Below are 26,506 nucleotides of genomic sequence, written 5' to 3'. Positions count from 1 at the left end.
GGTGCCTTTCGGTTTATCGCGCTGCGGGCAACAGCGTGTCCAGAAATTTCAGGTCCGGTTGCCGGCCCATGATGTCTATCAGAATACCGCTGAGCGCGCCTCGCTCGTCAAGCAGCCAGACCGCAGCATAGCCGCCGTCATTGCCAGTAGAGACCAGAAAGATCGGCTGATCGGCGGGCGGGATTGGTAACCAGCGAGCGAAATTTCGCTGTTCCTGAATGGCGGGCATCAGCCATTCAAAGCTGTCACCTTTACCTTGATCTTGCAACGTCGTGCCCAGATCGACCAGCGCCTGACCAGCGCCCAGATCGCCAAGCGCGATGGTGGCAGCGTCGACGCCGAACTCGATCTTCTCACCTGTTTTGGCCGGGCGGTTGCCATTCGCCTCAAGCCAGATCAGGAGGTTATCGCCCTCGGGTGCGGTGCGGGTGAAAACCTGCAAGCTGGCGTCCAGTCGGCGCGGGTCGCGTATGTGATAGTCGTCGCCCCAGGTCGGGTCGCCGACGAAGATGCTGCCGCTGGGCAGGGCAAGCTGGCCGTGATCGTGCCAATTGCCTGGCCGGGCAGCGCTTTCGACAAGCCATATGCGTGCCGGAGAGAGCGGCTCGGCAAGGATGGGTGCAGAAAACAGTCCGAGTCCGAAGAGGCTCGAAAGACATCGTGACAACAGGCGCATGATCAGCCCTTCTAAACTTCGGTCCCCAGGAGTTCGGTCGCGATCTGCATGACGATGGGGCGGGCCTCGGCCTCGGTCATGCCGGGGCGCAGGCGCGGGTCGTAGAGGATCTTGAGCAGCAATTCGTCATGCCGTGTCAGATAGGCGAATTCCTCGTCATCGTTGAAGATCGAGGGCCGCGCGCGCGGGCTGTCATTGGCCAGTCCCATGCCCTGGGTCAGTTCCTCATGCATGCAGGACCGGCGCAGGCGCGGGGGCAATTCGGCGCGGATCACCGCCACGGCCTGGGCATAGACCGAGCCGCTGCCCTGGGAATAGGCAAAGACGGCGCAATAATTCTGGGGCGCGAGTTCGCTCAGCGCGGTCACGTCCTTGGCCGGGATGCCGGGGACAAGAGAATTCAGGCGCGGGCCAATGGCGCGGCGCTCGTCCTCGTTTACGATCAGCACGGTGAAATTGCCGCTGCCCCCGGTCAGCGATACCGGATGGCCGCTGATGCGTTGCAGGCGGCCGGCGAAATTGCCGATCTCGGTGCGGTCGCGGCTGCGCTGGCCGGTATCGACGCTGTCGCCGAATTCCATGCGGATCTGAACCGGGTTCTGCCAGCGCCGCAGCGGCGCCGGGGCGTGACGGACCACCAGCTTGTCGCCCTGACGGATATATTCGTCATGCAGCGCGATCTCGATAAAGGCATCGGTCAGCTTTTCGGGGCTGAGCGCGATTTCAAGGCCCTGATCGGTGCGCAGCCGGCCCCGGGCGATCAGCGCCTCTTCGGTATCGGTCAGATAGCTGCGCATGCCGATGCTGGCCGGGGTGACGGCGGCGGCCTTGGCGCGGTCATTGGCCGCGCGCGCGCTTTCGGCGCGTTCGCGGCGCAGCGCGGCCTGATCGACCCGCGGCTGTTCATCGGGCTTTTCGGGCGGGGCCGGGATATCGACGGGCGGTGCCGGCGGCGCTGCGGGCGGCGCGGCCGAACAGGCGGCCAGCGCCGCCATCAGCGTAAGGGCAAGCGGCAGTCCGGCCGCCGGCCGGTATGCGGAAAGCGTCGGTGTCACGATGATGCAGAGGTCCGGGATGCCGAGGTTTGGGCGGGGTTTGCGGGGCGCGCGCTCGGCGAGGCGAGGGTATTGCGCAATTCGGTTTCCATCGCGGTCAGGTCCTCTTCGGCGGCGGCGCGGCGGGTGCGGCCCTCGTCGGCGATGCGCAGGCTGTCCTCGATGGTGGCAATGAGTTCGGCATTGGCGGTGCGCACGGCCTCGATGTCAAAGACGCCGCGCTCGATCTGGGTGCGGATCTGGGCATTGGCCTGACGCAGGTTCTTGGCGTTCGCGGTCAAAAGCTCGTTGGTCAGGTCGTTGGCTTCCTTGACCGCGCGGGCGGCGGCGGCCCCGCGTTGGATGGTGACGGCCTGCGCAAGCTGGGTTTCCCAAAGCGGCACGGTGTTGACCAGCGTCGAATTGATCTTGGTGATCAGGGATTTGTCGTTTTCCTGAACCAGGCGGATCGAGGGCAGGGATTGCATCGTGACCTGCCGCGTCAGCTTGAGGTCATGGACGCGGCGTTCCAGATCGTCGCGGGCCGACCGCAGGTCGCGCAGCTGTTGGGCGGCCATCACCTTGTCGTTTTCGGACGCGGCCTTGATGGCGGCTTCGCGGGCCGGAATGTCCTCGCGGTCGATCTGGGCCAGCTTTTCCTCGCCGGCGGCGATGTAAAGCGCAAGCTCGTCATAGAAGTTCAGCGTGCGGTCATAAAGCACGTCGAGCGATTTGATGTCTTTCAGCAGCCGGTGCTGATGGCTGTCCAGATCGGCGGTGATGCGGTCGATCTGGGACTGGACCTGTTCGTAATTGGCGACGAATTTGGCAAAGGGCGCGGCGCGGCCCAGAAGCCGTTCCCACCAGCTGCGTTCGCGGCGCACATCCAGTTCGCTGACCGAAAAGCCGCGGATCGTGGTCACGATTTCACGCAGGGATTCGCCGGCGGGGCCGACATCCTTGTTTTTCACATCGGCCAGCATCGCCTGGCTGATTTCCTGCAATTCATTCTGGGCGCGGGCCCCGAAATGGACGATCGAGCCGGTATCGCCCATGTTCAGCTCGTCGATGCGCTTGCGGATTTCCTGGGCCAGGGCGGGGTCGGCCTGGGCAAGCGTCGGCGCGGCGGCCGGTGGCTCGGGAAGGACCGCGGCGGTTACGGTCTGGATCTCTTCCAGGGCGGCTTCGGCGCTGGCTTGCGTCTGGGTGGTCATCCGGTCGTCCTCTCGTCATGCTGTTCAGGACCGGCGGCAGAATAGGCCGATTCCCGGCGAGTGCAACGAGCGGCGGCCCCGGAAAGTTCCGCTTTCGCCGATATGTGGCTATCTTGCCGGGGCGGTGCGACGCCGCTTCCGGGGCGTGACGCCGGCTTGGCGTTGCGCGCGCGGCGGGCGGCGTGTACAAACCCAGCGATTATGCGATGCTAAGGAGCCTGTGGATGCGCAGAGTTGTCGTCACCGGTCTGGGAATGGTTACGCCGCTTGCCTCGGGGGTCGAAGAGACCTGGGCGCGGCTTCTGGCCGGGGAATCCGGCGCCGGCCCGATCACGCGTTTCGATGCCAAGGATGTGGTGACGAAATACGCCTGTGAGATCCCGTTTGGCGACGGCACGGATGGCAGCTTCAACCCCGATGACTGGATGGAGCCCAAGGACCGGCGCAAGGTCGACGATTTCATCCTGTACGGCATGGCCGCCGCGACCCAGGCGGTCCGCGATTCCGGCTGGGTTCCCGCCAATGAAGAGGACCGCGTCCGCACCGGCGTGATGATCGGATCGGGGATCGGCGGGCTGAACTCGATCGCGGAAACGGCGGTGCTGATCAAGGAGCGGGGGCCGAAGCGGGTTTCGCCCTTCTTTATTCCCGGCGCGCTGATCAATCTTGTGTCGGGTCAGGTTTCGATCCGCTTTGGCTTCAAGGGGCCGAACCATGCCGTGGTCACCGCCTGTTCGACCGGCGCACATGCCATCGGCGACGCCGCGCGGCTGATCATGCTGGGCGATGCGGATGTGATGATCGCGGGCGGCGCCGAAAGCCCCATCGGCGAGATCGGCGTCGCCGGTTTCAACGCCTGCAAGGCGCTCTCGACCAAGCGCGAGGATGACCCCAAGGCCGCGAGCCGCCCCTGGGACGAGGATCGCGACGGTTTCGTCATGGGCGAGGGCGCCGGTGTCGTCGTGCTTGAGGAATATGAGCACGCCAAGGCACGCGGCGCGAAAATCTATGCCGAGATCCTGGGCTATGGCCTGTCGGGCGATGCCTATCACATCACCGCCCCCAGCGAGGATGGCGATGGCGGTTTCCGGTCCATGTCGGCGGCGCTGGCGCGGGCCGAACTGTCGCCCGGCGATCTTGACTATATCAATGCGCATGGCACCTCGACCATGGCCGATGTGATCGAGCTTGGCGCGGTCGAGCGGCTTTTGGGCGATGCGGCGGGGGATGTGGTCATGTCCTCGACCAAATCCTCGATCGGGCATCTTCTGGGCGCGGCCGGCGCGGTCGAGGCGATTTTCTGCATCCTCGCCATTCGTGACCAGATCTGTCCGCCGACGATCAATCTGGACAATCCCGCGCGCGAAACGCCCATCGATCTGGCGGCCAATGCCGCCGTGCGCCGCAAGGTGGATTATGTGCTGTCGAACAGCTTCGGCTTTGGCGGCACCAATGCCAGTCTGGTGATGGGGCGGGTCAAGGAATGATCTGGCGCCATATCGCGTCCAATTTCCTGACCCTGCTGATCGTGATCCTGATCGCGGCGGCGGCGGCGATCGCCTGGGCCAAGCATCAATACAGCGCCCCCGGCCCCAGCGCCGTCGCGGCCTGTGTGCGGGTGGCGCCGGGCGCCAGCCTTGCCGCCGTCAGCGAACAGCTTGCGGCGCAGGGCGTGGTGTCGAACGCCTATATCTTTCGGGCGGGCACGGATTATGCCGGCAAATCGCGCGATCTGAAATTCGGATCCTATCTGATGCCGCCGCATTCCAGCATGGAAGATGTGGTCAAGGTCATCACCGCGGGCGGGCCTTCGACCTGTGGCACCGAGGTGGTGTTCCGCATCGGCGTGCGCGAAAACTCGGTGATCCTGCGCGATATGGATGCGACGACGGGTGAATTCGCCGAACAGGCGAAATATGTCCCCGGCGCAGGCGACGCCCCCGCCGCGATCACCGAGGCCGAGCAAAAGCCCGACGCCCGGCTGCGCATCACCGTGGCCGAGGGCGTGACCAGCTGGCAGGTGGTCGAGGGGCTGAAACAGGCCGGTTTCCTGGCCGGCGAGGTCGCGAATGTCCCGGCCGAGGGCAGTCTTGCCCCCGATACCTATGACGTCCAGAAGGGCGCCGACCGCGCCGCGCTTTTGGCCGAGATGGGCCGCCGTCAGGCCGCGATCCTGGCCAGCGCATGGGAAAGCCGCGAAGCCGGGCTGCCCTATCAGACCCCGGAAGAGGCGCTGACCATGGCCTCGATCATCGAAAAGGAAACCGCCGTCCCCGACGAGCGGCGCGTGGTCGCCAGCGTTTTCGTGAACCGGATGCGTCAGGGCATGCGGCTTGAGACCGACCCGACGGTGATCTATGGCATCACCAAGGGCGAGGGGGTTCTGGATCGCGGCATTCGCGGATCCGAGCTGCGTCGGCGCACGCCCTATAACACCTATCAGATCGACGGCCTGCCGCCGACCCCCATCGCCAATCCGGGCCGCGCCGCCATCGAGGCGGCCATGGACCCCGAGGACACGCAATTCGTGTTCTTTGTCGCCGATGGTTCGGGCGGGCATGCATTCGCCCGCACGCTGGACGAGCACAACCAGAACGTCCAACGCTGGCGCGAGATCGAACGCCAGCGTGGCGAGGCGCAATCCCCCGTTCAGGGCAACTAGGCGCGTCTTTTCGGGGACCATGATCGGGCGGCGGCGATGCGGATGCGTATCGCCGCCGATCTCTTTCGTGGCGATTTGACAAAGCTTGGGCGGGCTTGCACCATCATCGGGTCCGGCGTCGTGCCGGTGCCATCTTCAGCAAGGAGACGTAGCGATGAAACTGTCAGATCTTTTCACCAATTTGGCCGATGGTGCTCGCAATTTTGAGGGGCGGATCAAGAAATGGCAGGAAGATATGGAGGCCAAGGGTGCTGAAATGGAGGCGGGGGCCCGCCGCTGGCAAGAGGATGCCGCCACACGTCAGGAAGAGCTGAAGAAAAAGGTTCAGGGCTATCTGGACGATGCCAGCGAGAATGTGCGCACCCAGTGGAACAGCATGCAGGCAAGCTGGGACAAGCAGGTCGCCGAAACCAAGGCCAAGGCCGCCGAGATGCGCGCCAAGGTCGATGCCATGGATGCCGAGGATTACGCCGACTGGTCGGAAGCCTATGCCGCCAATATGGTCGCCTATGCGCAGTCCATGCAGGATGAGGCCTCGACCGCCGTTGCCGCCGCCGCCGAAGCGCGCGCCAAGGCCGATGCGGCCAAAGCCAAGACGAGCTGAGGCCAAGACGAGCTGAGGCCAAGACGAGCTGAGGCCGTTTTGTGAACGCGCCGCGCCCCCGCCGCAACGCGGTTGCGGGGCGCGGATTCGGCCCGAGGCGGCCTGTGTTGCGCGGCGTGCGCTGGGGTGTTGCGCGGGCTATTTAATTGATTTCAAATAAGTAATAACGAAACCCTAATCAACCTTTGGTTAAGCATTGACTCGGAGAACGCCTTAAAGTAGAAAGTATACATGCTGGGAGAGGTGGGCAAGCGGCCGGGTCGGGAGACCTAGGGCCGCTTTTTTCATGTCTCGCTCGTGCGGACAGGCACACGAGGGGCAGGGCGACACACGAATGACAATGAATTTCGATCCGGGGCCGGAGGCGCCGGAAGGGCCTTTCGTGCCCGGCGCCGCCATGGCGCAAGACATGGATGTGATCGAAATCGCCGATGGGCTGTTTCGGTCTTATGCGGGTGATCTTCATCAGCTTCGGCTGAGGATCCAGGCCGGGGAAACCCAGGATTTGAAGGAATCCGGCAAGCTGGTGCGCGACCTTCGGGCCGCCGCCCAGCTGGTGCTGGAGGAAAGGAGCAAGGTTGACAAGCTTCGCAAGGATGCTGCCGGAAGCGTCGGGACAGGTGTCCTTGACCTTGCCGCAGCACGAGATGAAATCGGGCGCCGCCTGGCTTGCCTGCGCCGAGCCGGAGGAAGTTGACGAGTTCCTTGGCGGCCTGAGCGACAACGCGCTTGCCGGTCTGCCCTGGCTTTTCGAGTTCTGGGCGCTGCCGCATCAATTGCCGCCCGGGGGCGATTGGAAAAGCTGGGTCATCATGGGGGGGCGCGGCGCGGGGAAAACCCGCGCCGGCGCCGAATGGGTCAGGGCGCAGGTCGAGGGTGCGACGCCCGAGGCGCCGGGGCGCGCGCATCGGGTCGCGCTGGTCAGCGAGACATTCGACCAGGCGCGCGACGTGATGGTCTTTGGCGAGTCGGGTATTCTGGCCTGTTCGCCGCCCGACCGTCGCCCGGTCTGGGAGGCGGGGCGGCGGCGGCTGGTCTGGCCCAATGGCGCGACCGCGCAGGTCTATTCGGCCCATGAGCCCGAGGCCCTGCGCGGCCCGCAATTCGATGCCGCCTGGGTCGACGAGCTGGCCAAGTGGAAAAAGGCCGAGGATACCTGGGACATGCTGCAATTCGCGCTGCGCCTGGGTGCGCATCCGCAGCAGGTCGTGACCACAACGCCGCGCAATGTGGCGGTGCTGAAGCGGATTCTGGGCAATGCCTCGACGGTGACGACGCATGCGCCGACGGATGCCAATCGCGCCTATCTGGCGGAAAGTTTCCTGAGCGAGGTCGAGGCGCGCTATGCCGGCACCCGGCTGGGGCGGCAGGAGCTTGAGGGGGTGCTCTTGGACGATATCGAGGGCGCGCTCTGGACGACGGCGACCATCGAGCGCTGTCGTGTCGAGGCCGCGCCGCAGCTGTCGCGGATCGTGGTCGCGGTCGATCCGGCCGTGTCGGGGGGCGCGGCCTCGGACGAATGCGGCATCGTCGTCGTCGGCGCCGTGACCGAGGGGCCGGTGACCGACTGGCGGGCCTATGTTCTGGAGGATGCGACCGTCAGGGGCGGGCCACTGGACTGGGCGCGGGCCGCCATTGCCGCGATGGAGCGGCATGGCGCCGAGCGGCTGGTGGCCGAGGTCAATCAGGGCGGCGATCTGGTCGAGAGCGTGATCCGGCAGGTCGATCCGCTGGTGCCGTTCCGGGCCTTGCGCGCGGCGCGGGGCAAGGGATTGCGGGCGGAGCCGGTCGCGGCGCTTTACGAGCAGGGGCGCATTCGTCACCTGCGGGGGCTTGGCGCGCTGGAGGATCAGATGTGCCGCATGACCTTGCAGGGCTATGATGGCAAAGGCTCGCCCGATCGGCTGGATGCGCTGGTCTGGGCGGTTCATGAGCTGATGATCGAGCCGGCCGCGCATTACCGGCGCCCGCAGGTGCGGGGCCTGTAGGTGCGGGGCCTTTAGGCCGGGACAATCCGGGGCGCTGCCCCGGACCCCGGGATATTTGGACATGAAAGAGAACGGGCGCCGGGCCAGGTCTGGGGGTCCGGTGGAGGGTCGCGTTTTGCGGCCCTTTTTCGTGGAAATTCAGGAGGAACCTATGGCGTTTCGTTGGTTCGGGCGTGGGGAAGCGGCGCCCGTCGAGATCGAGAAGAAGGCGAGTGCCACGGGCAAGCTGGTGGCCTTGGCCTCGGGGTCGGGGCGGGTGGTCTGGTCGCCGCGCGATACGGTGTCGCTGACGCGCACGGGATTTGCGGGCAATCCGGTCGGTTTTCGTGCCGTGCGGCTTATTGCCGAGGCGGCGGCTGCCGTGCCGCTGATCTGTCAGGATCGCGAGCGGCGCTATGAGGTGCATCCGGTGCTGGATCTGTTGCGGCGCCCGAATGCCGGGCAGGGGCGCGCCGAGCTGTTCGAGGCGCTGATCGGGCAGATCCTGTTGAGCGGGAACGGCTATCTTGAGGCGGTGGGCGAGGGGGCGCAGGGTCTGCCGGCCGAGTTGCATGTGTTGCGGTCGGACCGGATGTCGGTGGTGCCGGGGGCCGAGGGCTGGCCTGATGCCTATGAATATGCGGTGGGATCGCGCAAGTTCCGTTTCGACATGACCGGCAGTCCCGATCCGATCTGTCATATCCGCAGCTTTCATCCGCTGGACGATCATTACGGGCTGTCGCCCATGCAGGCGGCGGCGGTCGCGGTCGATGTTCACAACAGTGCCTCGAGCTGGTCCAAGGCGCTTTTGGACAATGCGGCGCGGCCTTCGGGGGCGTTCGTCTATAAGGGCGCGGATGGGCAGGGGGCTTTGGCGCCCGATCAATATGACCGGCTGTTGAGCGAGATGGAGATGCATCATCAGGGCGCGCGCAATGCCGGGCGGCCGATGCTTCTGGAGGGGGGGCTGGACTGGAAGCCCATGGGCTTCAGCCCCAGCGACATGGAGTTTCACGAAACCAAGAAGGCCGCCGCGCGCGAGATCGCGCAGGCCTTTGGTGTGCCGCCCATGCTGATCGGCATTCCGGGCGACGCGACCTATGCCAATTATGCCGAGGCGCATCGCGCGTTCTATCGCCTGACGGTGCTGCCGCTGGTGTCGCGGACGGCCAGCGCGCTGGCATGGTGGCTGGGCGAGCATCTGGGCGCCGAGATCGATCTGCGTCCCGATCCCGATCAGGTGCCGGCGCTGGCCGAGGAGCGCGATCAGCAGTGGAAGCGCGTCGGCGAGGCCGGTTTCCTGAGCGATGCGGAAAAGCGGGTCGCGCTGGGCCTGCCGCCTCTGTCGGAGGTCTAGGATGGAGGGCTCGCGTTTCGTGAAGGAGCCCTTTGACTGGCATGACCAGCGCTTTGACACGCAAGAGCGGATCATGGCGCTGCAATTCGGCCAGGTCGAGCGCCGGCTGGAACGGATCGAGGCACTGATCGAGGGGTTGGAGCGGCGGTTGTGGATGACGGTCTATGGTGTCGTCGCCGTCATCCTGACGCAGGCGGTGCAGTCGATCCTGGAATATGCACCGAAAGGAGGGTGACGTGAATTCAAAGGATTACGGGCTGGAGTTGAAATATGCGCCGGGCGCGCAGATCGTCAGCGACGGCACGCAGATCGAGGGCTATGCGAGCCTGTTCGGCCTGACCGATCAGGGCGGCGACATCGTCCAGAAGGGCGCCTATGCCGCCAGCCTGAAGCGGCTGGAGGCGCGGGGCGACAAGGTGCGGATGCTGTGGCAGCACGACCCCGCCCGCCCGATCGGCGTCTGGGACGAGATCCGCGAGGACGAGAAGGGTCTGTGGGTCAAGGGCCGGCTTCTGCCCGAGATCGCCCAGGCCCGCGAGGCGGCGGCGCTGATCGCGGCCGCGGCCATCGACGGGCTGTCGATCGGCTATCGCACCATTTCCGCAGAGCGCGATGGCAAGGGCCGGCGTCTGCTGAGCGAGGTCGAGCTGTGGGAGGTGTCGCTGGTCACGTTCCCGATGCTGGCCGAGGCCAAGGTCGGCAAGAAATCCGACCGGGCATTCGAGATGGCGGCGGCGTTCCGCGCCGCGACGCTGGCGCTGCGCGCCGAATAAGTTTCACCGAACTGGAGGGGAACCATGACCGAGGTGAAAGCCGCGGCCGGGGCGGACATGCCCGGCGATCTGGGCAGTGAGATGATCGGGTTTGTCAATGAACTCAAGTCATTCCGCGCCGATATTCAGAAACGACTGCAAGCACAGGAAGAACGCATGACCATGCTGGACCGCAAGAACATTTCCCGTGGCCGCGCCCCTCTGTCGGTTGAAGCCGATGCGGGCGCCCCCCATCAGAAGGCGTTCGACGCCTATATCCGCCACGGCGACGATGACGCCCTGCGCGGCCTGCCGCTGGAAGGCAAGGCCATGAGCACCGTCAGCGATGGCGGCTTCCTGGCGGCGCCGACGGTGGCGTTGCAGGTGCAGAACGCGCTGAACGTGACCGCATCGCTGCGGCGCGTGGCCAATGTCGTCACCGTGGAATCGGCCAATTACGAAGTGCTGGTCGATATGGGCGACATCGCCAGCGGCTGGTCCACCGAGGCAACCGCACAGGCCGAAACCGGCACCTCGACCGTGCAGCGCGTGGTCATTCCGGTCCATGAGCTGTCGGCGATGCCCAAGGCGAGCCAGCGTCTGCTGGATGATGCCGCCTTCGATATCGAAACCTGGCTAGCCGATTGCATCGCCAACAAGTTCGCCCGCGCCGAGGCCACCGCCTTTGTCAGTGGCGACGGCGTCAACAAGCCCAAGGGTTTCCTGACCCATGCGAAGGCCCCGAACGGCACCGCGACCAATGTCCAGATCGGCACCATCGCATCCGGCGGCGACGGCGATTTCGCCACCACCAACCCGGCCAATGCGCTGATCGATCTGGTTTATGCGCTGGGCGCGCAGTTCCGCGCCAATGCAAGCTTTGTCATGAACTCGAAAACCGCCGCCGCCGTGCGCAAGATGCGTGACGCCGATGGCCGTTTCCTGTGGGCCGACAGCCTTGCCATGGGTCAGCCCGCGCAGCTTTTGGGCTATCCGGTTCTGGTCTGTGAGGACATGCCGGACATCGCGCGCGGCTCGTTCTCGATCGCGTTCGGCGATTTCCATTCGGCCTATACGATCGTCGAGCGGCCCGACCTGCGCGTGCTGCGCGACCCCTTCTCGGCCAAGCCGCATGTGCTGTTCTATGCCACCAAGCGCGTCGGCGGCGGCGTCACCGATGCCCGCGCGATCAAGCTGATGGTCTTCGGCTGATCCAAGGCCGAAGCGGGGGTCGCGCAGGCAAGATCCGCCTGACCGGCTGAGCTGTCCGCGCGCGCGAAGGCGGATATGCGCGGCCCCCTGTTCGTTCGCCCTTGGGATGCAGGCTCCGTACACGCGGGAGAGACGAAGATGATGCTTGTGGAGTTGACGGCGCCAGCCCTTGAGGCGCTGCCGGTTGCGGGGTTGCGAGACCATCTGCGGCTGGGAACGGGTTTCGACATGGCCGAGGACACGGCCGAGACGGCGGCGCTTGCGGGTTTCCTGCGCGCCGCCATTGCCACCATCGAGGCGCGCACCGGCAAGGTGCTTCTGGCGCGGCAGTTCCGGCTGCGGCTTGAGGAATGGCGCGATCCGATGGAACAGCCGCTGCCGCTGGCGCCGGTCAGCGCCATCGAGCGTATCGAGATGACGAATGCCGCGGGCGCGGTGACGCTGGTCGATCCGGCGAGCTATCGGCTGATCCCGGACATGCAGCGCCCGATGCTGGCGCCGGTCGGGGCGTTTTTGCCCAATATCCCGGTTTCGGGCCATGCCACGGTGACTTTTTCGGCCGGGTTCGGAACGACATGGCAGGCGGTGCCGCCCGATCTGGCGCAGGCGGTGCTGCTGTTGGCGGCGCGCTATCACGAGGATCGCAGCTATGAGGGCACGCATTCGGCGATGCCCTTTGGCGTCAGCGCGCTGATCGAGCGCTGGCGCGCGGTCCGGGTGCTTGGGGGGCGCGGCAATTCGCGCGGCCGGGCATGACGGCGCAAGCGCAAACTGCACGGCGGCTGACGGTGCCGCTGGTGATCGAGACGCCGATCCGAGAGGCGGATGGCATGGGCGGTTTCCGCCTTGTCTGGCGCGATATCGGACGGATCTGGGCCGAGATGCGGTCCGGCGCGGGCGGCGAGCGGTTCGCCGAGGTGGGGGCGCAGAGCGTCGTGACCTGGCGGATTTTCGTCAGGGCGGCGCCGATGGGCGACCCGCGCCGCCCGCGCCCCGAGCAGCGGCTGCGCATGGGCGAGGACCCGCAGGCGCGCCGTTTCCGCATCGAGGCGGTGGCCGAGGACGACGCCCGCGGGCGTTGGCTGGTCTGTGTCGCGAAAGAGGAGGCTCTGGCATGAGCTATGCAGCAACGGCCGCGCTTCAGACGGCGGTTTATCAGACGCTGCGCCAGAACGAGGCGCTGCACAATTTGGTGGGCGACGCGATCTATGACGCGATGCCGGTGGCGGCGCCCACGGGCACCTATGTGTCGCTGGGTCCCGAGGACGTCAAGGATGCGGGCGATTACACGGCCGGCGGCGCGAACCATGATTTCGTGATCTCGGTTCTTTCGGGATCGGATGAGGCCAATGGCTTTGGCGCGGTGAAAGAGGTCGCGGTGGCGGTTTCCGACGCGCTGGAGACGGCCGGGATCACCTTGGATCGGGGGCATCTGGCGGGACTGTGGTTCCTGCGCGCACGCGCGCGCCGGGCCGAAAACGGCGCGGGGCGGCGGGTCGACATGACCTTTCGCGCGCGCATTGACCTGGGTTGAGGAGAGACGGACATGGCGGTGCAGAACGGACGCGACCTGCTGATCAAGATGGACATGACCGGTGACGGCCAGTTCGAGACCGTGGCGGGGCTGCGCGCCTCTCGCCTGGGTTTCAACGCCGAGACGGTGGATGTGACCAGCCTGGAAAGCGAAGGCCGCTGGCGCGAGCTTCTGGCGGGTGCGGGCGTGCGCTCGGCCTCGATCTCGGGGTCGGGGGTGTTTCGCGACGGGACCTCGGATGAACGGGCGCGGCAGGTCTTTTTCGATGGTGAAGTGCCGCGCTTTCAGGTGGTGATCCCCGATTTCGGCACGGTCGAGGGGCCGTTCCAGATCACGTCGCTTGAATATGCGGGCAGCTATAACGGTGAGGCCACCTATGAGATTTCCATGGCAAGCGCAGGCGCCATCACCTTTGTCGCGCTGTGACATGGCCAATCCGCTGACGGGTGAGGTCGAGCTTTGGCTGGATGGCACGCGCCATCTGGCCAAGCTGACGCTGGGCGCGCTGATCGAGCTTGAGACCGAGCTGGGCGCCGAAAGCATGGTCGCGATGGTCGAACGCTTTGAGGGCGGGCGGTTTTCCAGCCGCGACGTGATGGCGGTGCTGGTCGCGGGTCTGCGCGGCGCGGGCTGGACGGGCGGCATGGACGAACTCTTGGCCGCCGAGTTTCGCGGCGGCCCGGTGGGGGCGGCGCAGGCGGCGGCGTCGCTTTTGGCGCGGGCGTTCCGCATCGAGGGCACATGAGCGCGGGCCTGGATTGGCCGGGGCTGATCCGGGTCGGCATCGGCCCGGCCCGGCTGGGCGGGCTGGGGCTGACGCCGGCGGCGTTCTGGGCGCTGACGCCCGCGGAGCTTGCGCTGATGCTGGGGGTCGAGCCGGGCAAGGCGGCGGTGATGACGCGCGACAGGCTGGCAGAGCTTGTCGCGCGCTATCCCGACAGGCCCGCGCCGTAAGGCGGGCCTCGGCGAAATCAAACGGGACAGTTGAGAGGAGGCGCCGTCGTGGCAAACAAGGACGGATTCGACGGGCTGGCCGAGGACGGCCAGATCACGCTGGGCAAGGGCGTTGATCAAAGCACGCGCATCACCGCAGAGTTCGAGGCCGAGCTGGCACGGCTGCGCCAGTCGATGCTTTATACCAATCGCGAGGTCGGCACCCTGACCACCGGGATCGGCAGCGGGTTGCGGCGCGCCTTTGAGGGGCTGGCATTCGACGGGCTGAAGCTGAGCGATGCGCTGAAAGGCATTGCCCGCAGCATGGCCGATACGGCCTTTGGGGTGGCGTTGAAGCCGATCGAACAGGCGCTGTCGGGCGCCATCGCGCAGGGCGTCAACGGGTTGGTTTCGGGCATCCTGCCTTTTGCCAATGGCGGCGCCTTCACGCAGGGCCGCGTCATGCCCTTTGCCAAGGGCGGCGTGGTCAGCCAGCCGACCGCCTTTCCGATGCGCGGCGCGACCGGGTTGATGGGCGAAGCCGGCGCCGAGGCGATCATGCCTTTGCAGCGTGGCTCGGACGGGCGGCTGGGGGTTGCGGCATCGGGGGGCGCGGGACGGGCGGTCAATGTGACCTTCAACGTCTCGACCCCCGATGTGGCGGGGTTCCAGCGCAGCCAGAGCCAGATCGCATCGCAACTGGGCCGGCTGCTGGCGCGCGGCGAAAGAAACGGGTGACGACAGATGGCATTTCACGAAATCAGATTTCCGGCGAACCTGTCTTTCGGGTCCGTCGGCGGCCCGGAACGGCGTACCGAGATCGTGTCCATGACCAATGGTCACGAGGAACGCCGCACCCCCTGGGCGCATTCGCGCCGCCGCTATGATGCCGGGCTGGGGCTGCGGTCGCTGGACGATGTTGCGGCGCTGATCGCCTTTTTCGAAGCGCGGGCCGGGCAGATGCATGGTTTCCGCTGGAAGGACTGGGCCGATTACAAATCCTCGGCCCCGAGCAAGAAGGTCAGCTTTCGGGATCAGCCGCTGGGCAAGGGCGACGGCGTTCGCCGCGCCTTTGTGCTGCGCAAGGGGTATGCCTCGGGGCCGAGCAGCTATTGGCGCCCGATCACCAAACCGGTGACGGGCACGGTTCTGGCAGGCACCGGTGAGGTCGAGCTGCGCGACGGGCTGGATTTTGAGGTGAACCCGGCCACCGGCGTCATCACCTTCGCGGTCGCGCCCGAGGATGGCGCCCCGGTCACGGCCGGGTTCGAATTCGACGTGCCTGTGCGTTTCGACACCGACCGGATTGCGGTTTCGGTCGCCTCGTTCCAGGCGGGCGACCTGCCGCAGGTGCCGGTGCTGGAGGTGCGGCTATGACCGAAACGATTGCACGCGCCTGGGCGGTGACGCGTCGCGACGGCATGGTTCTGGGCTTTACCGATCACGACCGGGGGCTGAGCTTCGAGGGGATCGAGTTTCGCCCCGATGCCGGGCTGAGCGCGCGCGCCGTGGTTCAGGGTTCGGGCCTTTCGGTGGACAATACCGAGGCCGCGGGCGCCTTGTCCGACAGCGCCATCACCGAGATCGACCTGATGGCCGGCCGCTGGGATGCGGCCGATGTCCGGCTGTGGGATGTGGACTGGAATGATCCCGGAAATCGCCGGCTGATCTTTCGCGGTCAGCTGGGCGAGGTCACGCGCAGCGGCGCGGCCTTTCGCGCCGAATTGCGCGGCCTGTCCGAGCCGCTGAACCGCGCACAGGGGCGGGTTTATCACCCCCGCTGTTCGGCCGAACTGGGCGATGGTCAATGCAAGTTCGACCTGACGCGCGCCGGCTATTCGGCCGAGGGGCGGATCCTGTCCCACGAAGGCGGGCAGCGGATGATCCTTTCGGGCGTCGCCGGGCATGATGCGCGCTGGTTCGAACGCGGCCAGATGATTGTGATCTCGGGGGCGGCCGAGGGGCTGACGGCATTGGTCAAGAACGATCTGCTGCTGCCCGGAGGGCGGCGCGAGGTCGAGCTTTGGGCCGGGTTCGGGATCGCACCCGCCATCGGTGATCGCGTCAGGTTGATCGCGGGATGCGACAAGCGCGGCGAGACCTGTCGCCTGAAATTCCTGAACTATCTGAACTTTCGGGGCTTTCCGCATCTGCCGTCCGAGGACTGGCTGTTGACCCCGAAGGTGAACAGATGAGCGGCGCGATCGTAGAGGCGGCACGCGCCTGGATCGGCACGCCCTATGTGCATCAGGCCTCGGTCAAGGGGGCGGGGACGGATTGCCTTGGGCTGGTGCGCGGCATCTGGCGGGAGTTTCACGGCACTGAGCCCGAGACCTTGCCGGCCTATACGCCCGATTGGGGTGAGGTCGGGCAGGTCGAACTTTTGCTGGGCGGGGCGGGGCGGCTGTTGCGTCCCGCCCCGGATGAAGAGCCGGGCGATGTGCTGGTGTTTCGGATGCGTGCCGGAGCCATCGCCAAGCATATGGGAATTCTGGCGCAAACGGGAAAGCAGGCGAGCTTTGTGCATGCCTATGACCGGCATGGCGTGGTCGAAAGCCCGCTATCCGCGCCATGGCGGGCAAGGATCGCAGGCCGTTTCCGGTTTCCGCCGCTTTGAATAGGGAAGGATAAGGCGCAATGGCGACGATTCTGCTGGCGGCGGTCGGGGCATCGGTGGGTGCGGGTTTCGGCGGCACGGTTCTGGGCCTTTCGGGGGCGGTGATCGGTCGCGCGCTGGGCGCGACCCTGGGCCGGGTGATTGACCAGCGTCTGCTGGGTGGCGGCTCGAAGGCGGTCGAAACCGGGCGCGTGGACCGCATGCGGATCCAGACGGCGGGCGAGGGCAGTCCGATCCCGCGCCTGTGGGGACAGATGCGCGTGCCGGGGCATTGCATCTGGGCCTCGCCCTTGACCGAGGTGCGGCGGCGTCAGGGTGGCGGCAAAGGCTCGGCCCCAAGCGTGACCAGCATCAGCTATCGGCTGAGCTTTGCGCTGGCGATCTGTGAAGGGCCGATTCTGGGCATTGGCCGCATCTGGGCGGATGGCGAGGAAATCGCCGCCGACGACCTGAACATGCGCGTCTATCTTGGCGATGAGGAACAGCTGCCTGATCCGGCGATTGCCGCGCAGGAAGGTGAGGATGCGCCCGCCTATCGCGGCATCGCCTATGTCGTTTTCGAAGAGATGGGGCTGGAAAAATGGGGCAACCGTGTCCCGCAGCTGTCCTTTGAGGTGACGCGGGCGGCGAAAGAGGGGCGGGGCCTGTCGCGTGAGGTCGAGGCCGTTGCGATGATCCCGGGCACCGGCGAATATTCCCTGGCGACCACACCGGTCAGTTACGATTTTGGTGAGGGCGAGACCCAGATCATCAATCGCAATACCGCCATGGCCGAGACCGATTTTCAGGCCTCGATGCAGATACTTGGCCGCGAGTTGCCGAATGTGGGGTCGGTCTCATTGGTGGTGTCGTGGTTCGGGGACGACCTGCGGGTGGGTGAATGCACGGTGCAGCCCAAGGTCGAAAATGTCGAATGGGACGGGCGCGAGATGGGCTGGCGCGCGGGCGGCATCGGGCGCGATGGCGCGGTTGAGGTCGCGCGCGTGAACGATCGCCCGATCTATGGCGGCACGCCTTCGGACGGGTCGGTCATCGAGGCGCTGAGCGCGATCGCGCAGTCGGGCCGCAAGGCGGTGTTCTATCCCTTTATCCTGATGGAGCAGCTTGCGGGCAATGCTCGCCCCGATCCCTGGAGCGGCGCGGCCAGCCAGCCGGTCATGCCCTGGCGTGGTCGCATCACCACCAGCATCGCCCCTGGCCGCGCGGGCAGTCCCGCCGGCACCGCCGCCGCCGCTGCCGAGGTCGCGCGTTTTTTCGGCAGCGCCGAGGCCGGGCATTTCCAGCGCGACGGCGGCACGATCACCTATACCGGCCCCGCCGAATGGTCCTATCGCAGGTTCATCCTGCATTATGCGCATCTGTGCGCGGTGGCGGGTGGGATCGACGCCTTTCTGATCGGGTCGGAAATGGTCGGGCTGACCCAGATCCGGGGCGCCGGAAATACGTTCCCGGCGGTGGCGCAGCTGCGTCGGCTGGCCGCCGATGTGCGCGGCATTCTGGGCGAAGGGGTCAAGATCGGCTATGCCTCGGACTGGTCGGAATATTTCGGCTATCACCCCGGCAATGGCGATCTGTTCTTTCATCTCGATCCGCTGTGGTCGGATGACAATATCGACTTTATCGGCATCGACAATTACATGCCCTTGTCGGATTGGCGCGAGGGTGAGGACCATCTGGACGCCAAATGGGGCCGGATCGACAATCCCGATTACCTGCGCGCCAATGTCGCCGGGGGCGAGGGGTACGACTGGTATTATGCGCGTGACGAGGATCGCCGCGACCAGATCCGGTCGCCGATCAGCGACGGCGCCTATCACGAGCATTGGGTCTGGCGCTACAAGGACATCCGCAACTGGTGGGCGCGGGAACATTACAACCGGATCAACGGTGTGCGTCAGGCGCAGCCGACCGGTTGGGTGCCGCGTTCCAAGCCGGTCTGGTTCACCGAAATGGGGTGTGCGGCGCTGGACAAGGGGACGAACCAGCCCAACAAGTTCCTGGATGCGATGAGTTCGGAATCCGTTCTGCCGCATTTCTCGGATGGGCGGCGCGACGACGTGATCCAGGCGGCATATGTGCGCGCCATGACCGAGTTCTGGGGCGACCCGGCCAACAACCCGGCACGCGCGGCCTATGGCCGGACCGGGGCGGGTCGGATGATCGATATGTCGCGCGCCCATGTCTGGTGCTGGGACGCGCGGCCGTTTCCGGCATTTCCGGGACGCACCGACCTTTGGTCGGATGGTCCGGCCTGGGAACGGGGGCATTGGCTGAACGGGCGCGCGGGCGCGGTGCCGTTGGCCGATGTGGTTGCTGAACTCTGCCGTGAGGCGGGGGTTCGGGCCTTTGACACCGAGGGGCTGCGGGGCTTGGTCCGGGGTTATACGCTGTCAGGTGGCGAAAGCGGTCGCGCGGCGTTGCAGCCGTTGATGCTGGCGCATGGTTTTGATGCGGTGGAACGCGACGGCGTGCTGGGCTTTGTCATGCGCGGCGGCCAGCTGGATGCCGAGATCGGCCCCGATGACATGGCGCTTGCCGAAGAGGTCGAGACGGTCGAGGTCACGCGCGCGGCCGATGCCGAACTGGCCGGCCGGGTGCGGTTGACCCATGTCGAGGCAGGGGGCGACTATGCGACGCGCACCGCCGAAACGGTGCTGCCGGGCAGCGAGTTTCTGGCGGTCTCGGACAGTGAGCTTGCCATGGCGTTGACGCGTGGCGAGGGGCAGGCGATGGCGGAACGCTGGCTGTCCGAGGCGGCCGTTGCACGGGATTCGGTGCGCTTTGCGCTGCCGCCGTCGATGTCGCATCTGGGTCCGGGCGATGTCGTGCGTGTGTCCGAAGATCGGGCCGAGGCGCGGCGTTGGCGCATCGACCGGATCGAACGCGCCGGTGCGGTCACTGTCGATGCGGTGCGTGTCGAGCCGGGCGTTTATCGTCCGGCCCGGGCGGTCGAGGGCGAGGTGAGCCTGCGCGCGTTTCGTCCGCCGATCCCGGTCTGGCCGATGTTTCTGGACCTGCCGCTGTTGCGGGGGGACGAGGCGCCGCATGCGCCGCATCTGGCGGTTACGGCGACGCCTTGGCCGGGGGCGACTGCGGTCTGGGTCTCGGCCGAGCAGGCGGGGGGATATTCGCTGAACGCGACGATTCCGCAACCTTCGGTCATGGGCCATACGCTGGCGCCACTTTCGGCGGCGCGGCCGGGGGTCTGGGACCGGGGGCCGGGGCTGCGCATCCGGGTCAAGGGCGGCACGCTGGAAAGCGCGACGCCCGAAGCCCTGATGTCGGGGGCGAACCTGTTGGCCATTGGCGACGGTTCCGCCGAGGGATGGGAGCTTTTGCAGTTCGCGGATGCGCGTCTGATCAGCGCGGGGGTCTGGGAAATCTCGACCCGGTTGCGCGGGCAGGCGGGCACCGATGCCCTGATGCCCGATGTCTGGCCTGTGGGCAGCATCGTGGTGTTGCTGGACGGTGCCGCCGAGCAGGTGGATCTGGCGCCCACGGCGCGCAACCAGTTGCGGCACTGGCGGATCGGACCGGCCTCGCGCAGCCCCGATGACGCGAGCTATCGCCATATCGCGGCCGCCTTCCGGGGCGCCGGGTTGCGGCCGCTTTCGCCCTGTCATCTTGAGCTGCGCGGTCGCGTGGTCAGCTGGATTCGCCGCACGCGGGTTCAGGGCGATGGCTGGGACGGTCCGGATGTGCCCCTTGGCGAGGCGCAGGAGCTTTACAGCGTGCGGCTTGTCCAGAACGGTAACGTGCTGGCGCAGGCGCAGGTCGGGGTCCCGACATGGACCGTGCCGCAGGAAGTCTGGTCCTCTGCCATGGCGGGGGGCGGTTTTGCCATCGAGGTTGCCCAGCTTTCCGACAGTTTCGGATCGGGACCCTATGCAAGGAGGATGATCAATGTCTAACACCACCGCCAAATGCGCGCTGCCGCTGTTGATGCCGGCGCAGGCGCAAAAGCATGTCACCGTCAATGATGCGCTGATGCGGCTGGACGGGCAGATCGACCTTGTCCTGCAAAGCCTTGGCCGCACGACCCCGCCCGACACGGTGGTGGATGGGCTGTGCTGGGGCGTGCCCGCCGGAGCCGTGAACGCATGGGAGGGGCAGGGGGGCAAGATCGCCATTGCCGCGAACGGAGGCTGGATCTTTGTCGATCCCGGCTATGGCCGGCGTGCGATGATTGCCGATCAGGGGGTGACGGCGATCCATGATGGCACATCCTGGATCACGGGCGCGCTGACCATCGGCACGCATGGATCGGGCATGATCGCGCGGCAATCGTCCGAGGATCTGACGCTGGGCGCGGGGGCCAGTTTCCAGACAACGATGGTGATCCCGGCCAGCGCCATGGTGATCGGGGCGACCGCGCGCGTGCTGACCGCCATCACCGGCACGGCGACCTCATGGACGATGGGCACGGCGGGGGCCGAGAACCGTTTCGGCCAGGGGCTGGGCAAGGGGCAGGGATCATGGGCGCGCGGCATCCTTTCGGCGCCCATGACCTATTGGAATCCGGCGCCTGTGGTCTTGACCGCGACCGGCGGACAGTTCGCCGGCGGCCGGGTCCGTGTGGTCATTCACTGGTGGGAGCTGCGCGTGCCCAACTGACGCACCGGGCACAGCGGCCTTTTCGCGCCCGTCCGTTTCGGCTAGACAGGAATCATGAAACAGACGGGCGCGCCATCATGAATATGCAAAATGACAAGGTCGAGCCGCTTTTCGACGGACGAAATGCCACCCGCGAGGCCCTGTGGGGCCGCATTCAGTGCGAGGCCCGCGTTGCTGTGCGCGACGAGCCGCTTTTGGGTGCGCTGATCCATGCCGGGTTGTTGCATCACGCGACTTTTGAGGCCGCGCTGGCCTATCGCTTTTCGCTGAAACTGTCTTCGCGCGAGATGAGCGAACAGATCCTGCGTGAGATCGCGGATGACGCATTCGCGCGTTCCCCCGAGTTGGCCGAGGCTGCCAGAGAGGACCTTTTGGCGGTGTATGACCGCGATCCGGCGACGCATCGCCTGATGCAGCCCATCCTGTTCTTCAAGGGTTATCAGGCATTGCAGGCTTACCGGATCGGGCACTGGCTTTGGCAACAGGGCCGCTATGATCTGGCGTATTTCGTGCAGATGCGCTGTTCCGAGGTGTTCGGCGTCGATATCCATCCGGCTGCGCGCATGGGCACCGGCGTGATGATCGATCATGCCCATTCCATTGTGATCGGCGAAACCGCCGTGGTCGGCAATGACGTGTCGATGCTGCATTCGGTAACGCTGGGCGGGACCGGCAAGGAGGATGGCGACCGTCATCCCAAGATCGGCAATGGTGTGATGATCGGCGCGGGTGCCAAGGTGCTGGGCAATATCACGGTCGGCCATCATTCGCGCATCGCCGCGGGTTCGGTGGTGCTGAACGATGTGCCGCCCTGCAAGACCGTGGCCGGCGTGCCGGCGCGGATCGTGGGCGATGCCGGCTGTTCGGATCCGTCGGGTTCGATGAACCAGTTGCTGGGGCATGACGACCTTTTCTAGGGTGGTCGCCCCGGCTTGACGGAGCCTAGAGCCAGTCTCTGTTGCCGCTTCCGGTCAGTTCGGTCAGGGTAATTCCCTCGCGCTCAAGACGGGCGTCGATGTCCTGTGCGATGCGCGGGGCCAGCGAAAATCCCTGATAGATCAGCGCCGAATAGATCTGTACCGCCGATGCGCCTGCGCGCAGCTTTTGCCAGGCCTGTTCGGCCGAACCGATGCCACCGACGCCGATCAACGGGATGCGGCCGCCGGTTTCACGGTAAAGCCGTGCAAGGACGCGGGTCGCGCGGTCGAAAAGGGGCGCGCCCGACAGGCCGCCCGCCTCGCCGGCATGGGATGAGGCAATGCCATCGCGCGACAAGGTCGTGTTGGTGGCGATGATGGCGTCGACGGGGGCGGCCATGGCGACCGCCGCGATATCGGCCAAAGCTGCATCGTCCAGATCGGGCGCGATCTTGATGAAGACGGGCGGGCGGCTTGTCAGTTCGTCGCGGGCGGTGATCACCCCTTGCAACAAAGCGGCCAGCGCCTGCGGCCCCTGAAGGTCGCGCAGTTTTTCGGTATTCGGGGACGAGACGTTGACGGTCAGGAAATCTGCCGCCGCCCCCGCCCTGCGCACGACCTGCGCGAAATCCGCACTGCGGTCGTGGCTGTCCTTGTTCGCGCCGATGTTCAGTCCGACCGGAATGCCCTTTGGATAGGGGGCGGGGCGGGTGCTCATGCGCCGCGCGATCACCTCGGCGCCGTCATTGTTGAAGCCGAAGCGGTTGATGATGGCGCGGTCTTCGGTCAGGCGGAACAGGCGCGGCCGGGGATTGCCGGGTTGCGGGCGCGGGGTCGCGGCGCCGACTTCGACAAAGCCGAACCCCGCGCGCATCAGTGCCGGCAGAACGCGCGCGTTCTTGTCATAGCCGGCGGCCAATCCGACCGGGTTGGGCAGGTCCAGCCCAGCCAGCGTCAGGCGCAGCCGGTCCGACGTGACCGCCGCACCGGGCAGCGGCACAAGCCCCCGTTCCAGCGCCGCGATTGAGAGGTCATGCGCCTGTTCGGGATCGAGGCGGTGAAGCGCGGCAAGGCCCAGACGTTCGATCAGTTTCATGCCAGATCTCCGGTCAGGTGGCCGTTCGGACCCAGGGGGAGTTGCCGTGTCCAGATCACATCCGTTGCCAGCAACTCGCGGTAAAGATGCGGGAAAAGCTGTCCCCCGCGCGAGGGTTCCCAGCGCAATCCGCCCAATCCGTCGCTTTCCAGCGCCAGCAGATGCAGCCCGGTTTCGGCGGCGAAATGGCGCGCCAGCGTTTCGGGCAGCTGCGCGCCGGTGGACAGATGGATATAGCCATCGGCCAGATCGACGGGCGCGCCGGCGCTGCGGCCCGACTGGGAAAAGGCCTGAAATTCGGCCGTGCGGAATATCTTGTAGATCAGCATGCTGGGTTCATGCGCCGCGCCACGCGCTGCGTCAAGCGCAGTTCGCCGGCACACGGCTTCGTCGATTGACGGGCGTCCGGGCTTGGCCCAATCTGCCTTTTGTCCAGATTATCCGTGACGAGAGGAAACAAGATGACACGCTGGCTCATGGTTTCTGCGGCTGCCGTTGCTTTGTCGTCGGGCGCCGCCCAGGCCGATTACACCCTGCATATCCTGCACATCAACGATTTCCACAGCAGGGTTGAGCCGATCGGCAAATATGACAGCACCTGCGATGCCGAAGCGGATGAAAAGGGCGAGTGCTTTGGCGGCGTGGCGCGGCTGGCGACCAAGATCAACGAGCTGCGCAATCAGCTGAAGGCCGAGGGGCAGAACGTGCTGGTTCTGGATGCGGGCGACCAGTATCAGGGCAGCCTGTTCTATACCACCTACAAGGGCAAGGACACGGTCGAGTTCATGAACGCGATCGGCTTTGACGCCATGGCGGTGGGCAATCACGAATTCGACGATGGCCCCGCCGGGCTGCAACTGTTGGCCGAAGGGGTGAAATTCCCGGTCATTTCGGGCAATCTGGACCTGTCGCAATCGCCCGAGCTCAAGGGCAAGGTGGGCGATATGCTGACGCTTGATGTCGGCGGCGAAAAGATCGGCATTGTCTCGGCGCTGGCGATGGATACGCCCGAAACCGCCTCGCCGGGGGACAAGGTCATTTTCAAGGACGATCTGGACAGTCTGCGAGCGGATGCGCAGGAGTTGAGCGATGCGGGCGTGAACAAGATCATCGCGCTGACCCATGAAGGGTATAAGCGCGATCAGGAAATCGCCGCCGGGGTGCCCGGTATCGATGCGGTGATCGGCGGGCACAGCCATACCCTTTTGGGTGATATGGAGGGGGCCGAGGGTCCTTATCCCACCATGGTCAAGGCCGAGAACGGCGTCGAGGTTCCGGTGGTCACCGCACAGGCCTATGGCAAGTATCTGGGCCATCTGACGCTGACCTGGAACGATTCCGGCAAGCTGATCAAGGCCGAGGGCGCGCCGATCCTGTTGGACAGCTCGGTCGCGCCGGACGCCAAGCTGGCCGCGCGGGTCAGGGAGATGGGCGCCCCGATCGAAGAGCTGAAAAAGCGTAAGGTGGCCGAAATCAAGGCCCCGATCGACGGTGATCGTGCCTCGTGCCGGGCGCGCGAATGCGAGATGGGGACGCTTCTGGCCGAGGCGATGCTGGACCGTGTCAAGGATCAGGGCATCACCATCGCCATCCAGAATGGTGGCGGGCTGCGCGCCTCGATTCAGGCGGGGCCGGTCACCATGGGCGATGTGCTGACGGTGCTGCCGTTCCAGAACACGCTGTCGACCTTTCAGCTGAAAGGCAGCGATGTCGTCGCCGCGCTGGAAAACGGCGCCAGCCAGATCGAGGATCAGGCCGGTCGTTTCGCGCAGGTCGCGGGGCTGAAATATACGGTCGATCCCGCCGCGCCGGCCGGCAGCCGGATCAGCGATGTCGAGGTGCGCAGCGGCGCCAGCTGGGTGCCGATCGACAACAATGCGGTCTATGGCGTGGTATCGCAGAACTATATGCGCGCCGGGGGCGACGGCTATAAGGTCATGGCCGAAAAGGGTATGAACGCTTATGATTTCGGGCCCGATCTGGCCGATGTGCTGGCCGATTATCTGTCCAAACAGGGACCGGATTTTGTTGCCAAGACCGATGGGCGCATCACCGTCAAGTAAGATGAATTGACATGAACCATGGCCGGGCCGCGTGCCCGGCCTTTTTCATGTTCCGGCCGTGACCAGCGCGCGATTGTTCTTGAGATGCCGCTCGGCCAGCTTGCGGGCCTGACGGGCATTGGTCAGCGGCCGCACGCTTTGCGGACCGATGCCCGCGACCAGTTGCGGAAACAATGCGGTGATTTCGCGCCGCGCGGCGGGGGTCATGGCCTGCATGGCCTGCGGGCCGATGTAAAGTGACTCGGTCCATCCGCCATTGGACATGACCAGCTCATGGCGGTCAAAGAGCAGGTGCAGATAGGTGACGCCCATTTCGGGGCGCAGCACATCGATGCCCGGGATCGTGCAAAGATGCTTGGCCGCGACCAGCACCTCATCGGCGCCGAACATGCGTTGCGCGATGGCCGAACGAACCAGCACGCGATGCTGTGGCGAAACCACCAGATCGCGCGCCGGCAAGCCGGTTCCAAGCGCGCCGGCGGAAATGCGGATCGGGCGCAGGTTCGGTTGCAGATCCAGCCTTGCCGCGGGGATCTCGACGCCGCCGATCCAGCGCAGCACCTGAAACCCGTGATCGCGCGTCGCGATCAGATCGCCGGGGACCAGAGTCTCGACCGCGCGAGGGCCGGTCCGGGTCTCGATCAGGGTGCCGGGCGTGAAGCAGGTGGCTTGATCCGGCGCATAACTCACCGAGGTCTGGCCCGCCGAAATCCCCAATGTCTTGAGATAACGATAGCTGGCCGTCGCATCGAACGCCGGCCAGATGCTGGCGCCATCCGCGCCCTGTTGGACCTTGGGCACGATCATGACCGTGTGCCGACCGCCCGCCTCGGCGGGGTATCCCGTCGCACCGGGCTGGGTATAGGCGGGGAAAAAAACATAGAACTGATTTCCCTGGCCATCGCCGATCAGAATAGAATCCTGATAGGAAATCCGGGTGCCGGCGGGCAGGGTCTGCGCATCGTCGCCGAAGCCAAAGACGGTGTCCTGGGTCAGTGCCTGACTGGTTTCGGCCCCGCTGTCGTCGTAAAAGCTGCCCGAGCCGCCACGCGACAGATATCCCAGCGTGCCGTCATCATCGCTGATCGTGACATTGTCGATGCTGGCATCCGCAAAACTGATGTCATTGCTATTGGGAAAGGGGACGTATTTGTTCGCCCCCGATGCCCAGGGTTCGTTATAGACCTCGGTTTCGAAGGTCGCGGTAATGATCTGGTATTCCATTTCCCGCCCTATGCAATTTTAGATTGTTTT

29 protein-coding genes are annotated in these 26,506 nt (G+C 65.8%); 23 read left to right on the top strand and 6 right to left on the bottom strand.

The features are described 5' to 3' along the window. Nucleotides 1–13: 13 nt before the first annotated feature. The 3 genes from ACFOMH_RS01500 to ACFOMH_RS01490 are packed head-to-tail and all read right to left on the bottom strand — an operon-like array spanning nucleotide 14 to nucleotide 2,924. Nucleotides 14–676 carry a hypothetical protein gene (locus tag ACFOMH_RS01500; protein WP_374424629.1) on the bottom strand — a complete coding sequence of 221 codons (663 nt, stop codon included), beginning with the start codon at nucleotides 674–676 and terminating at the stop codon, nucleotides 14–16. Nucleotides 677–687: 11 nt separating this feature from the next. After that, nucleotides 688–1,731 carry a DUF2927 domain-containing protein gene (locus ACFOMH_RS01495; RefSeq protein ID WP_377742158.1) on the bottom strand — a complete coding sequence of 348 codons (1,044 nt, stop codon included), beginning with the start codon at nucleotides 1,729–1,731 and terminating at the stop codon, nucleotides 688–690. Then, nucleotides 1,728–2,924, bottom strand: coding sequence for a toxic anion resistance protein (locus ACFOMH_RS01490; protein WP_377742157.1), 1,197 nt, complete (start codon nucleotides 2,922–2,924; stop codon nucleotides 1,728–1,730). Before ACFOMH_RS01490 ends, ACFOMH_RS01495 begins: the two co-directional genes overlap by 4 nt. 224 nt (nucleotides 2,925–3,148) lie before the next feature. Here ACFOMH_RS01490 and fabF point away from each other — a divergent pair, with 224 nt between their 5' ends. From fabF to cysE, 22 genes are all read left to right on the top strand, one after another. Continuing rightward, a complete protein-coding gene (fabF, locus tag ACFOMH_RS01485) occupies nucleotides 3,149–4,411 on the top strand; it encodes a beta-ketoacyl-ACP synthase II (RefSeq protein ID WP_374424635.1) in 1,263 nt (420 codons plus the stop codon). After that, the gene (gene mltG / locus ACFOMH_RS01480) at nucleotides 4,408–5,586 is read left to right on the top strand and encodes an endolytic transglycosylase MltG (RefSeq protein WP_374424637.1); all 1,179 of its coding nucleotides are present in this window, start codon (nucleotides 4,408–4,410) and stop codon (nucleotides 5,584–5,586) included. The genes fabF and mltG overlap by 4 nt, the downstream gene beginning before the upstream one ends. A gap of 154 nt (nucleotides 5,587–5,740) precedes the next feature. Next, the gene (locus ACFOMH_RS01475; protein ID WP_374424638.1) at nucleotides 5,741–6,190 is read left to right on the top strand and encodes a hypothetical protein; all 450 of its coding nucleotides are present in this window, start codon (nucleotides 5,741–5,743) and stop codon (nucleotides 6,188–6,190) included. Nucleotides 6,191–6,524: 334 nt separating this feature from the next. Next, complete coding sequence (locus tag ACFOMH_RS01470; protein WP_374424640.1) at nucleotides 6,525–6,887, top strand: permease; 363 nt, start codon at nucleotides 6,525–6,527, stop codon at nucleotides 6,885–6,887. Then, nucleotides 6,838–8,178: a DNA-packaging protein gene (locus ACFOMH_RS01465; RefSeq protein WP_377742154.1), complete on the top strand. Its 1,341-nt coding sequence runs from the start codon at nucleotides 6,838–6,840 to the stop codon at nucleotides 8,176–8,178. The genes ACFOMH_RS01470 and ACFOMH_RS01465 overlap by 50 nt, the downstream gene beginning before the upstream one ends. A gap of 151 nt (nucleotides 8,179–8,329) precedes the next feature. Next, on the top strand, nucleotides 8,330–9,514 hold the full coding sequence (locus tag ACFOMH_RS01460) for a phage portal protein (protein WP_377742153.1): 1,185 nt from the start codon (nucleotides 8,330–8,332) through the stop codon (nucleotides 9,512–9,514). Nucleotide 9,515: 1 nt separating this feature from the next. Further along, on the top strand, nucleotides 9,516–9,749 hold the full coding sequence (locus ACFOMH_RS01455; protein WP_019352420.1) for a GTA head formation protein, RCAP_rcc01685 family: 234 nt from the start codon (nucleotides 9,516–9,518) through the stop codon (nucleotides 9,747–9,749). Beyond that, nucleotides 9,730–10,287, top strand: a complete 558-nt coding sequence (locus tag ACFOMH_RS01450; RefSeq protein ID WP_377742150.1) for an HK97 family phage prohead protease — start codon at nucleotides 9,730–9,732, stop codon at nucleotides 10,285–10,287. The genes ACFOMH_RS01455 and ACFOMH_RS01450 overlap by 20 nt, the downstream gene beginning before the upstream one ends. A gap of 24 nt (nucleotides 10,288–10,311) precedes the next feature. Continuing rightward, the gene (locus ACFOMH_RS01445) at nucleotides 10,312–11,478 is read left to right on the top strand and encodes a phage major capsid protein (RefSeq protein WP_377742148.1); all 1,167 of its coding nucleotides are present in this window, start codon (nucleotides 10,312–10,314) and stop codon (nucleotides 11,476–11,478) included. Between the two features lie 138 nt (nucleotides 11,479–11,616). Next, nucleotides 11,617–12,234: a head-tail connector protein gene (locus tag ACFOMH_RS01440; protein WP_374424649.1), complete on the top strand. Its 618-nt coding sequence runs from the start codon at nucleotides 11,617–11,619 to the stop codon at nucleotides 12,232–12,234. Continuing rightward, nucleotides 12,231–12,596, top strand: a complete 366-nt coding sequence (locus ACFOMH_RS01435; protein WP_374424651.1) for a head-tail adaptor protein — start codon at nucleotides 12,231–12,233, stop codon at nucleotides 12,594–12,596. Before ACFOMH_RS01440 ends, ACFOMH_RS01435 begins: the two co-directional genes overlap by 4 nt. Next, nucleotides 12,593–13,012, top strand: coding sequence for a DUF3168 domain-containing protein (locus ACFOMH_RS01430; RefSeq protein WP_377742147.1), 420 nt, complete (start codon nucleotides 12,593–12,595; stop codon nucleotides 13,010–13,012). Before ACFOMH_RS01435 ends, ACFOMH_RS01430 begins: the two co-directional genes overlap by 4 nt. Before the next feature lie 12 nt (nucleotides 13,013–13,024). Beyond that, entirely contained in the window at nucleotides 13,025–13,438 is a 414-nt protein-coding gene (locus ACFOMH_RS01425; protein WP_374424655.1) for a phage major tail protein, TP901-1 family, read from the top strand. Nucleotide 13,439: 1 nt separating this feature from the next. Further along, nucleotides 13,440–13,757 (top strand): gene transfer agent family protein, encoded by a 318-nt coding sequence (locus ACFOMH_RS01420; RefSeq protein ID WP_377742144.1) that lies wholly within the window; start codon nucleotides 13,440–13,442, stop codon nucleotides 13,755–13,757. Next, complete coding sequence (locus ACFOMH_RS01415) at nucleotides 13,754–13,966, top strand: phage tail assembly chaperone (RefSeq protein WP_377742142.1); 213 nt, start codon at nucleotides 13,754–13,756, stop codon at nucleotides 13,964–13,966. Before ACFOMH_RS01420 ends, ACFOMH_RS01415 begins: the two co-directional genes overlap by 4 nt. A 48-nt stretch (nucleotides 13,967–14,014) precedes the next feature. After that, on the top strand, nucleotides 14,015–14,683 hold the full coding sequence (locus ACFOMH_RS01410) for a phage tail tape measure protein (protein WP_374424661.1): 669 nt from the start codon (nucleotides 14,015–14,017) through the stop codon (nucleotides 14,681–14,683). Between the two features lie 6 nt (nucleotides 14,684–14,689). Further along, complete coding sequence (locus tag ACFOMH_RS01405) at nucleotides 14,690–15,322, top strand: phage distal tail protein, Rcc01695 family (RefSeq protein ID WP_374424663.1); 633 nt, start codon at nucleotides 14,690–14,692, stop codon at nucleotides 15,320–15,322. Then, on the top strand, nucleotides 15,319–16,140 hold the full coding sequence (locus ACFOMH_RS01400) for a DUF2163 domain-containing protein (protein WP_377742139.1): 822 nt from the start codon (nucleotides 15,319–15,321) through the stop codon (nucleotides 16,138–16,140). Before ACFOMH_RS01405 ends, ACFOMH_RS01400 begins: the two co-directional genes overlap by 4 nt. Further along, nucleotides 16,137–16,562 carry an NlpC/P60 family protein gene (locus ACFOMH_RS01395; protein WP_374424667.1) on the top strand — a complete coding sequence of 142 codons (426 nt, stop codon included), beginning with the start codon at nucleotides 16,137–16,139 and terminating at the stop codon, nucleotides 16,560–16,562. Before ACFOMH_RS01400 ends, ACFOMH_RS01395 begins: the two co-directional genes overlap by 4 nt. A gap of 20 nt (nucleotides 16,563–16,582) precedes the next feature. Beyond that, nucleotides 16,583–20,473 carry a baseplate multidomain protein megatron gene (locus ACFOMH_RS01390; protein WP_377742137.1) on the top strand — a complete coding sequence of 1,297 codons (3,891 nt, stop codon included), beginning with the start codon at nucleotides 16,583–16,585 and terminating at the stop codon, nucleotides 20,471–20,473. Next, entirely contained in the window at nucleotides 20,466–21,176 is a 711-nt protein-coding gene (locus tag ACFOMH_RS01385) for a DUF2793 domain-containing protein (RefSeq protein ID WP_377742135.1), read from the top strand. Before ACFOMH_RS01390 ends, ACFOMH_RS01385 begins: the two co-directional genes overlap by 8 nt. A gap of 77 nt (nucleotides 21,177–21,253) precedes the next feature. Next, nucleotides 21,254–22,093 (top strand): serine O-acetyltransferase, encoded by an 840-nt coding sequence (cysE, locus tag ACFOMH_RS01380; protein ID WP_374424672.1) that lies wholly within the window; start codon nucleotides 21,254–21,256, stop codon nucleotides 22,091–22,093. 25 nt (nucleotides 22,094–22,118) lie between these two features. Here the strand turns inward: cysE and ACFOMH_RS01375 are convergent, their stop codons facing one another. Together ACFOMH_RS01375 and ACFOMH_RS01370 are read right to left on the bottom strand one after the other, a co-directional pair. Further along, nucleotides 22,119–23,189 (bottom strand): quinone-dependent dihydroorotate dehydrogenase, encoded by a 1,071-nt coding sequence (locus tag ACFOMH_RS01375; protein WP_377742133.1) that lies wholly within the window; start codon nucleotides 23,187–23,189, stop codon nucleotides 22,119–22,121. Next, nucleotides 23,186–23,518, bottom strand: coding sequence for a DUF952 domain-containing protein (locus ACFOMH_RS01370; RefSeq protein ID WP_377742131.1), 333 nt, complete (start codon nucleotides 23,516–23,518; stop codon nucleotides 23,186–23,188). Before ACFOMH_RS01370 ends, ACFOMH_RS01375 begins: the two co-directional genes overlap by 4 nt. Before the next feature lie 132 nt (nucleotides 23,519–23,650). Here ACFOMH_RS01370 and ACFOMH_RS01365 point away from each other — a divergent pair, with 132 nt between their 5' ends. Further along, nucleotides 23,651–25,252, top strand: coding sequence for a bifunctional metallophosphatase/5'-nucleotidase (locus ACFOMH_RS01365; RefSeq protein ID WP_377742130.1), 1,602 nt, complete (start codon nucleotides 23,651–23,653; stop codon nucleotides 25,250–25,252). Nucleotides 25,253–25,297: 45 nt separating this feature from the next. Here the strand turns inward: ACFOMH_RS01365 and ACFOMH_RS01360 are convergent, their stop codons facing one another. Then, nucleotides 25,298–26,476, bottom strand: coding sequence for a Hint domain-containing protein (locus ACFOMH_RS01360; protein WP_377742129.1), 1,179 nt, complete (start codon nucleotides 26,474–26,476; stop codon nucleotides 25,298–25,300). Between the last annotated feature and the right edge of the window lie 30 nt (nucleotides 26,477–26,506).

It is taken from the genome of Paracoccus mangrovi, from assembly GCF_042648425.1.
GTDB classification, from domain to species: Bacteria; Pseudomonadota; Alphaproteobacteria; order Rhodobacterales; family Rhodobacteraceae; genus Paracoccus; species Paracoccus mangrovi.
Note: the sequence above shows the minus strand (reverse complement) of the source record. Positions and strands in the feature narration are given on the sequence as shown.

Coding starts and splice junctions, on each gene's coding strand:
- ACFOMH_RS01500 (WP_374424629.1), bottom strand. CDS start 676: ATGCGCCTGTTGTCACGATGTCTTTCGAGCCTCTTCGGACTCGGACTG.
- ACFOMH_RS01490 (WP_377742157.1), bottom strand. CDS start 2,924: ATGACCACCCAGACGCAAGCCAGCGCCGAAGCCGCCCTGGAAGAGATC.
- fabF (WP_374424635.1), top strand. CDS start 3,149: ATGCGCAGAGTTGTCGTCACCGGTCTGGGAATGGTTACGCCGCTTGCC.
- mltG (WP_374424637.1), top strand. CDS start 4,408: ATGATCTGGCGCCATATCGCGTCCAATTTCCTGACCCTGCTGATCGTG.
- ACFOMH_RS01475 (WP_374424638.1), top strand. CDS start 5,741: ATGAAACTGTCAGATCTTTTCACCAATTTGGCCGATGGTGCTCGCAAT.
- ACFOMH_RS01470 (WP_374424640.1), top strand. CDS start 6,525: ATGACAATGAATTTCGATCCGGGGCCGGAGGCGCCGGAAGGGCCTTTC.
- ACFOMH_RS01465 (WP_377742154.1), top strand. CDS start 6,838: ATGAAATCGGGCGCCGCCTGGCTTGCCTGCGCCGAGCCGGAGGAAGTT.
- ACFOMH_RS01460 (WP_377742153.1), top strand. CDS start 8,330: ATGGCGTTTCGTTGGTTCGGGCGTGGGGAAGCGGCGCCCGTCGAGATC.
- ACFOMH_RS01455 (WP_019352420.1), top strand. CDS start 9,516: ATGGAGGGCTCGCGTTTCGTGAAGGAGCCCTTTGACTGGCATGACCAG.
- ACFOMH_RS01450 (WP_377742150.1), top strand. CDS start 9,730: ATGCACCGAAAGGAGGGTGACGTGAATTCAAAGGATTACGGGCTGGAG.
- ACFOMH_RS01445 (WP_377742148.1), top strand. CDS start 10,312: ATGACCGAGGTGAAAGCCGCGGCCGGGGCGGACATGCCCGGCGATCTG.
- ACFOMH_RS01440 (WP_374424649.1), top strand. CDS start 11,617: ATGATGCTTGTGGAGTTGACGGCGCCAGCCCTTGAGGCGCTGCCGGTT.
- ACFOMH_RS01435 (WP_374424651.1), top strand. CDS start 12,231: ATGACGGCGCAAGCGCAAACTGCACGGCGGCTGACGGTGCCGCTGGTG.
- ACFOMH_RS01430 (WP_377742147.1), top strand. CDS start 12,593: ATGAGCTATGCAGCAACGGCCGCGCTTCAGACGGCGGTTTATCAGACG.
- ACFOMH_RS01425 (WP_374424655.1), top strand. CDS start 13,025: ATGGCGGTGCAGAACGGACGCGACCTGCTGATCAAGATGGACATGACC.
- ACFOMH_RS01420 (WP_377742144.1), top strand. CDS start 13,440: ATGGCCAATCCGCTGACGGGTGAGGTCGAGCTTTGGCTGGATGGCACG.
- ACFOMH_RS01415 (WP_377742142.1), top strand. CDS start 13,754: ATGAGCGCGGGCCTGGATTGGCCGGGGCTGATCCGGGTCGGCATCGGC.
- ACFOMH_RS01405 (WP_374424663.1), top strand. CDS start 14,690: ATGGCATTTCACGAAATCAGATTTCCGGCGAACCTGTCTTTCGGGTCC.
- ACFOMH_RS01400 (WP_377742139.1), top strand. CDS start 15,319: ATGACCGAAACGATTGCACGCGCCTGGGCGGTGACGCGTCGCGACGGC.
- ACFOMH_RS01395 (WP_374424667.1), top strand. CDS start 16,137: ATGAGCGGCGCGATCGTAGAGGCGGCACGCGCCTGGATCGGCACGCCC.
- ACFOMH_RS01390 (WP_377742137.1), top strand. CDS start 16,583: ATGGCGACGATTCTGCTGGCGGCGGTCGGGGCATCGGTGGGTGCGGGT.
- ACFOMH_RS01385 (WP_377742135.1), top strand. CDS start 20,466: ATGTCTAACACCACCGCCAAATGCGCGCTGCCGCTGTTGATGCCGGCG.
- cysE (WP_374424672.1), top strand. CDS start 21,254: ATGAATATGCAAAATGACAAGGTCGAGCCGCTTTTCGACGGACGAAAT.
- ACFOMH_RS01375 (WP_377742133.1), bottom strand. CDS start 23,189: ATGAAACTGATCGAACGTCTGGGCCTTGCCGCGCTTCACCGCCTCGAT.
- ACFOMH_RS01370 (WP_377742131.1), bottom strand. CDS start 23,518: ATGCTGATCTACAAGATATTCCGCACGGCCGAATTTCAGGCCTTTTCC.
- ACFOMH_RS01365 (WP_377742130.1), top strand. CDS start 23,651: ATGACACGCTGGCTCATGGTTTCTGCGGCTGCCGTTGCTTTGTCGTCG.
- ACFOMH_RS01360 (WP_377742129.1), bottom strand. CDS start 26,476: ATGGAATACCAGATCATTACCGCGACCTTCGAAACCGAGGTCTATAAC.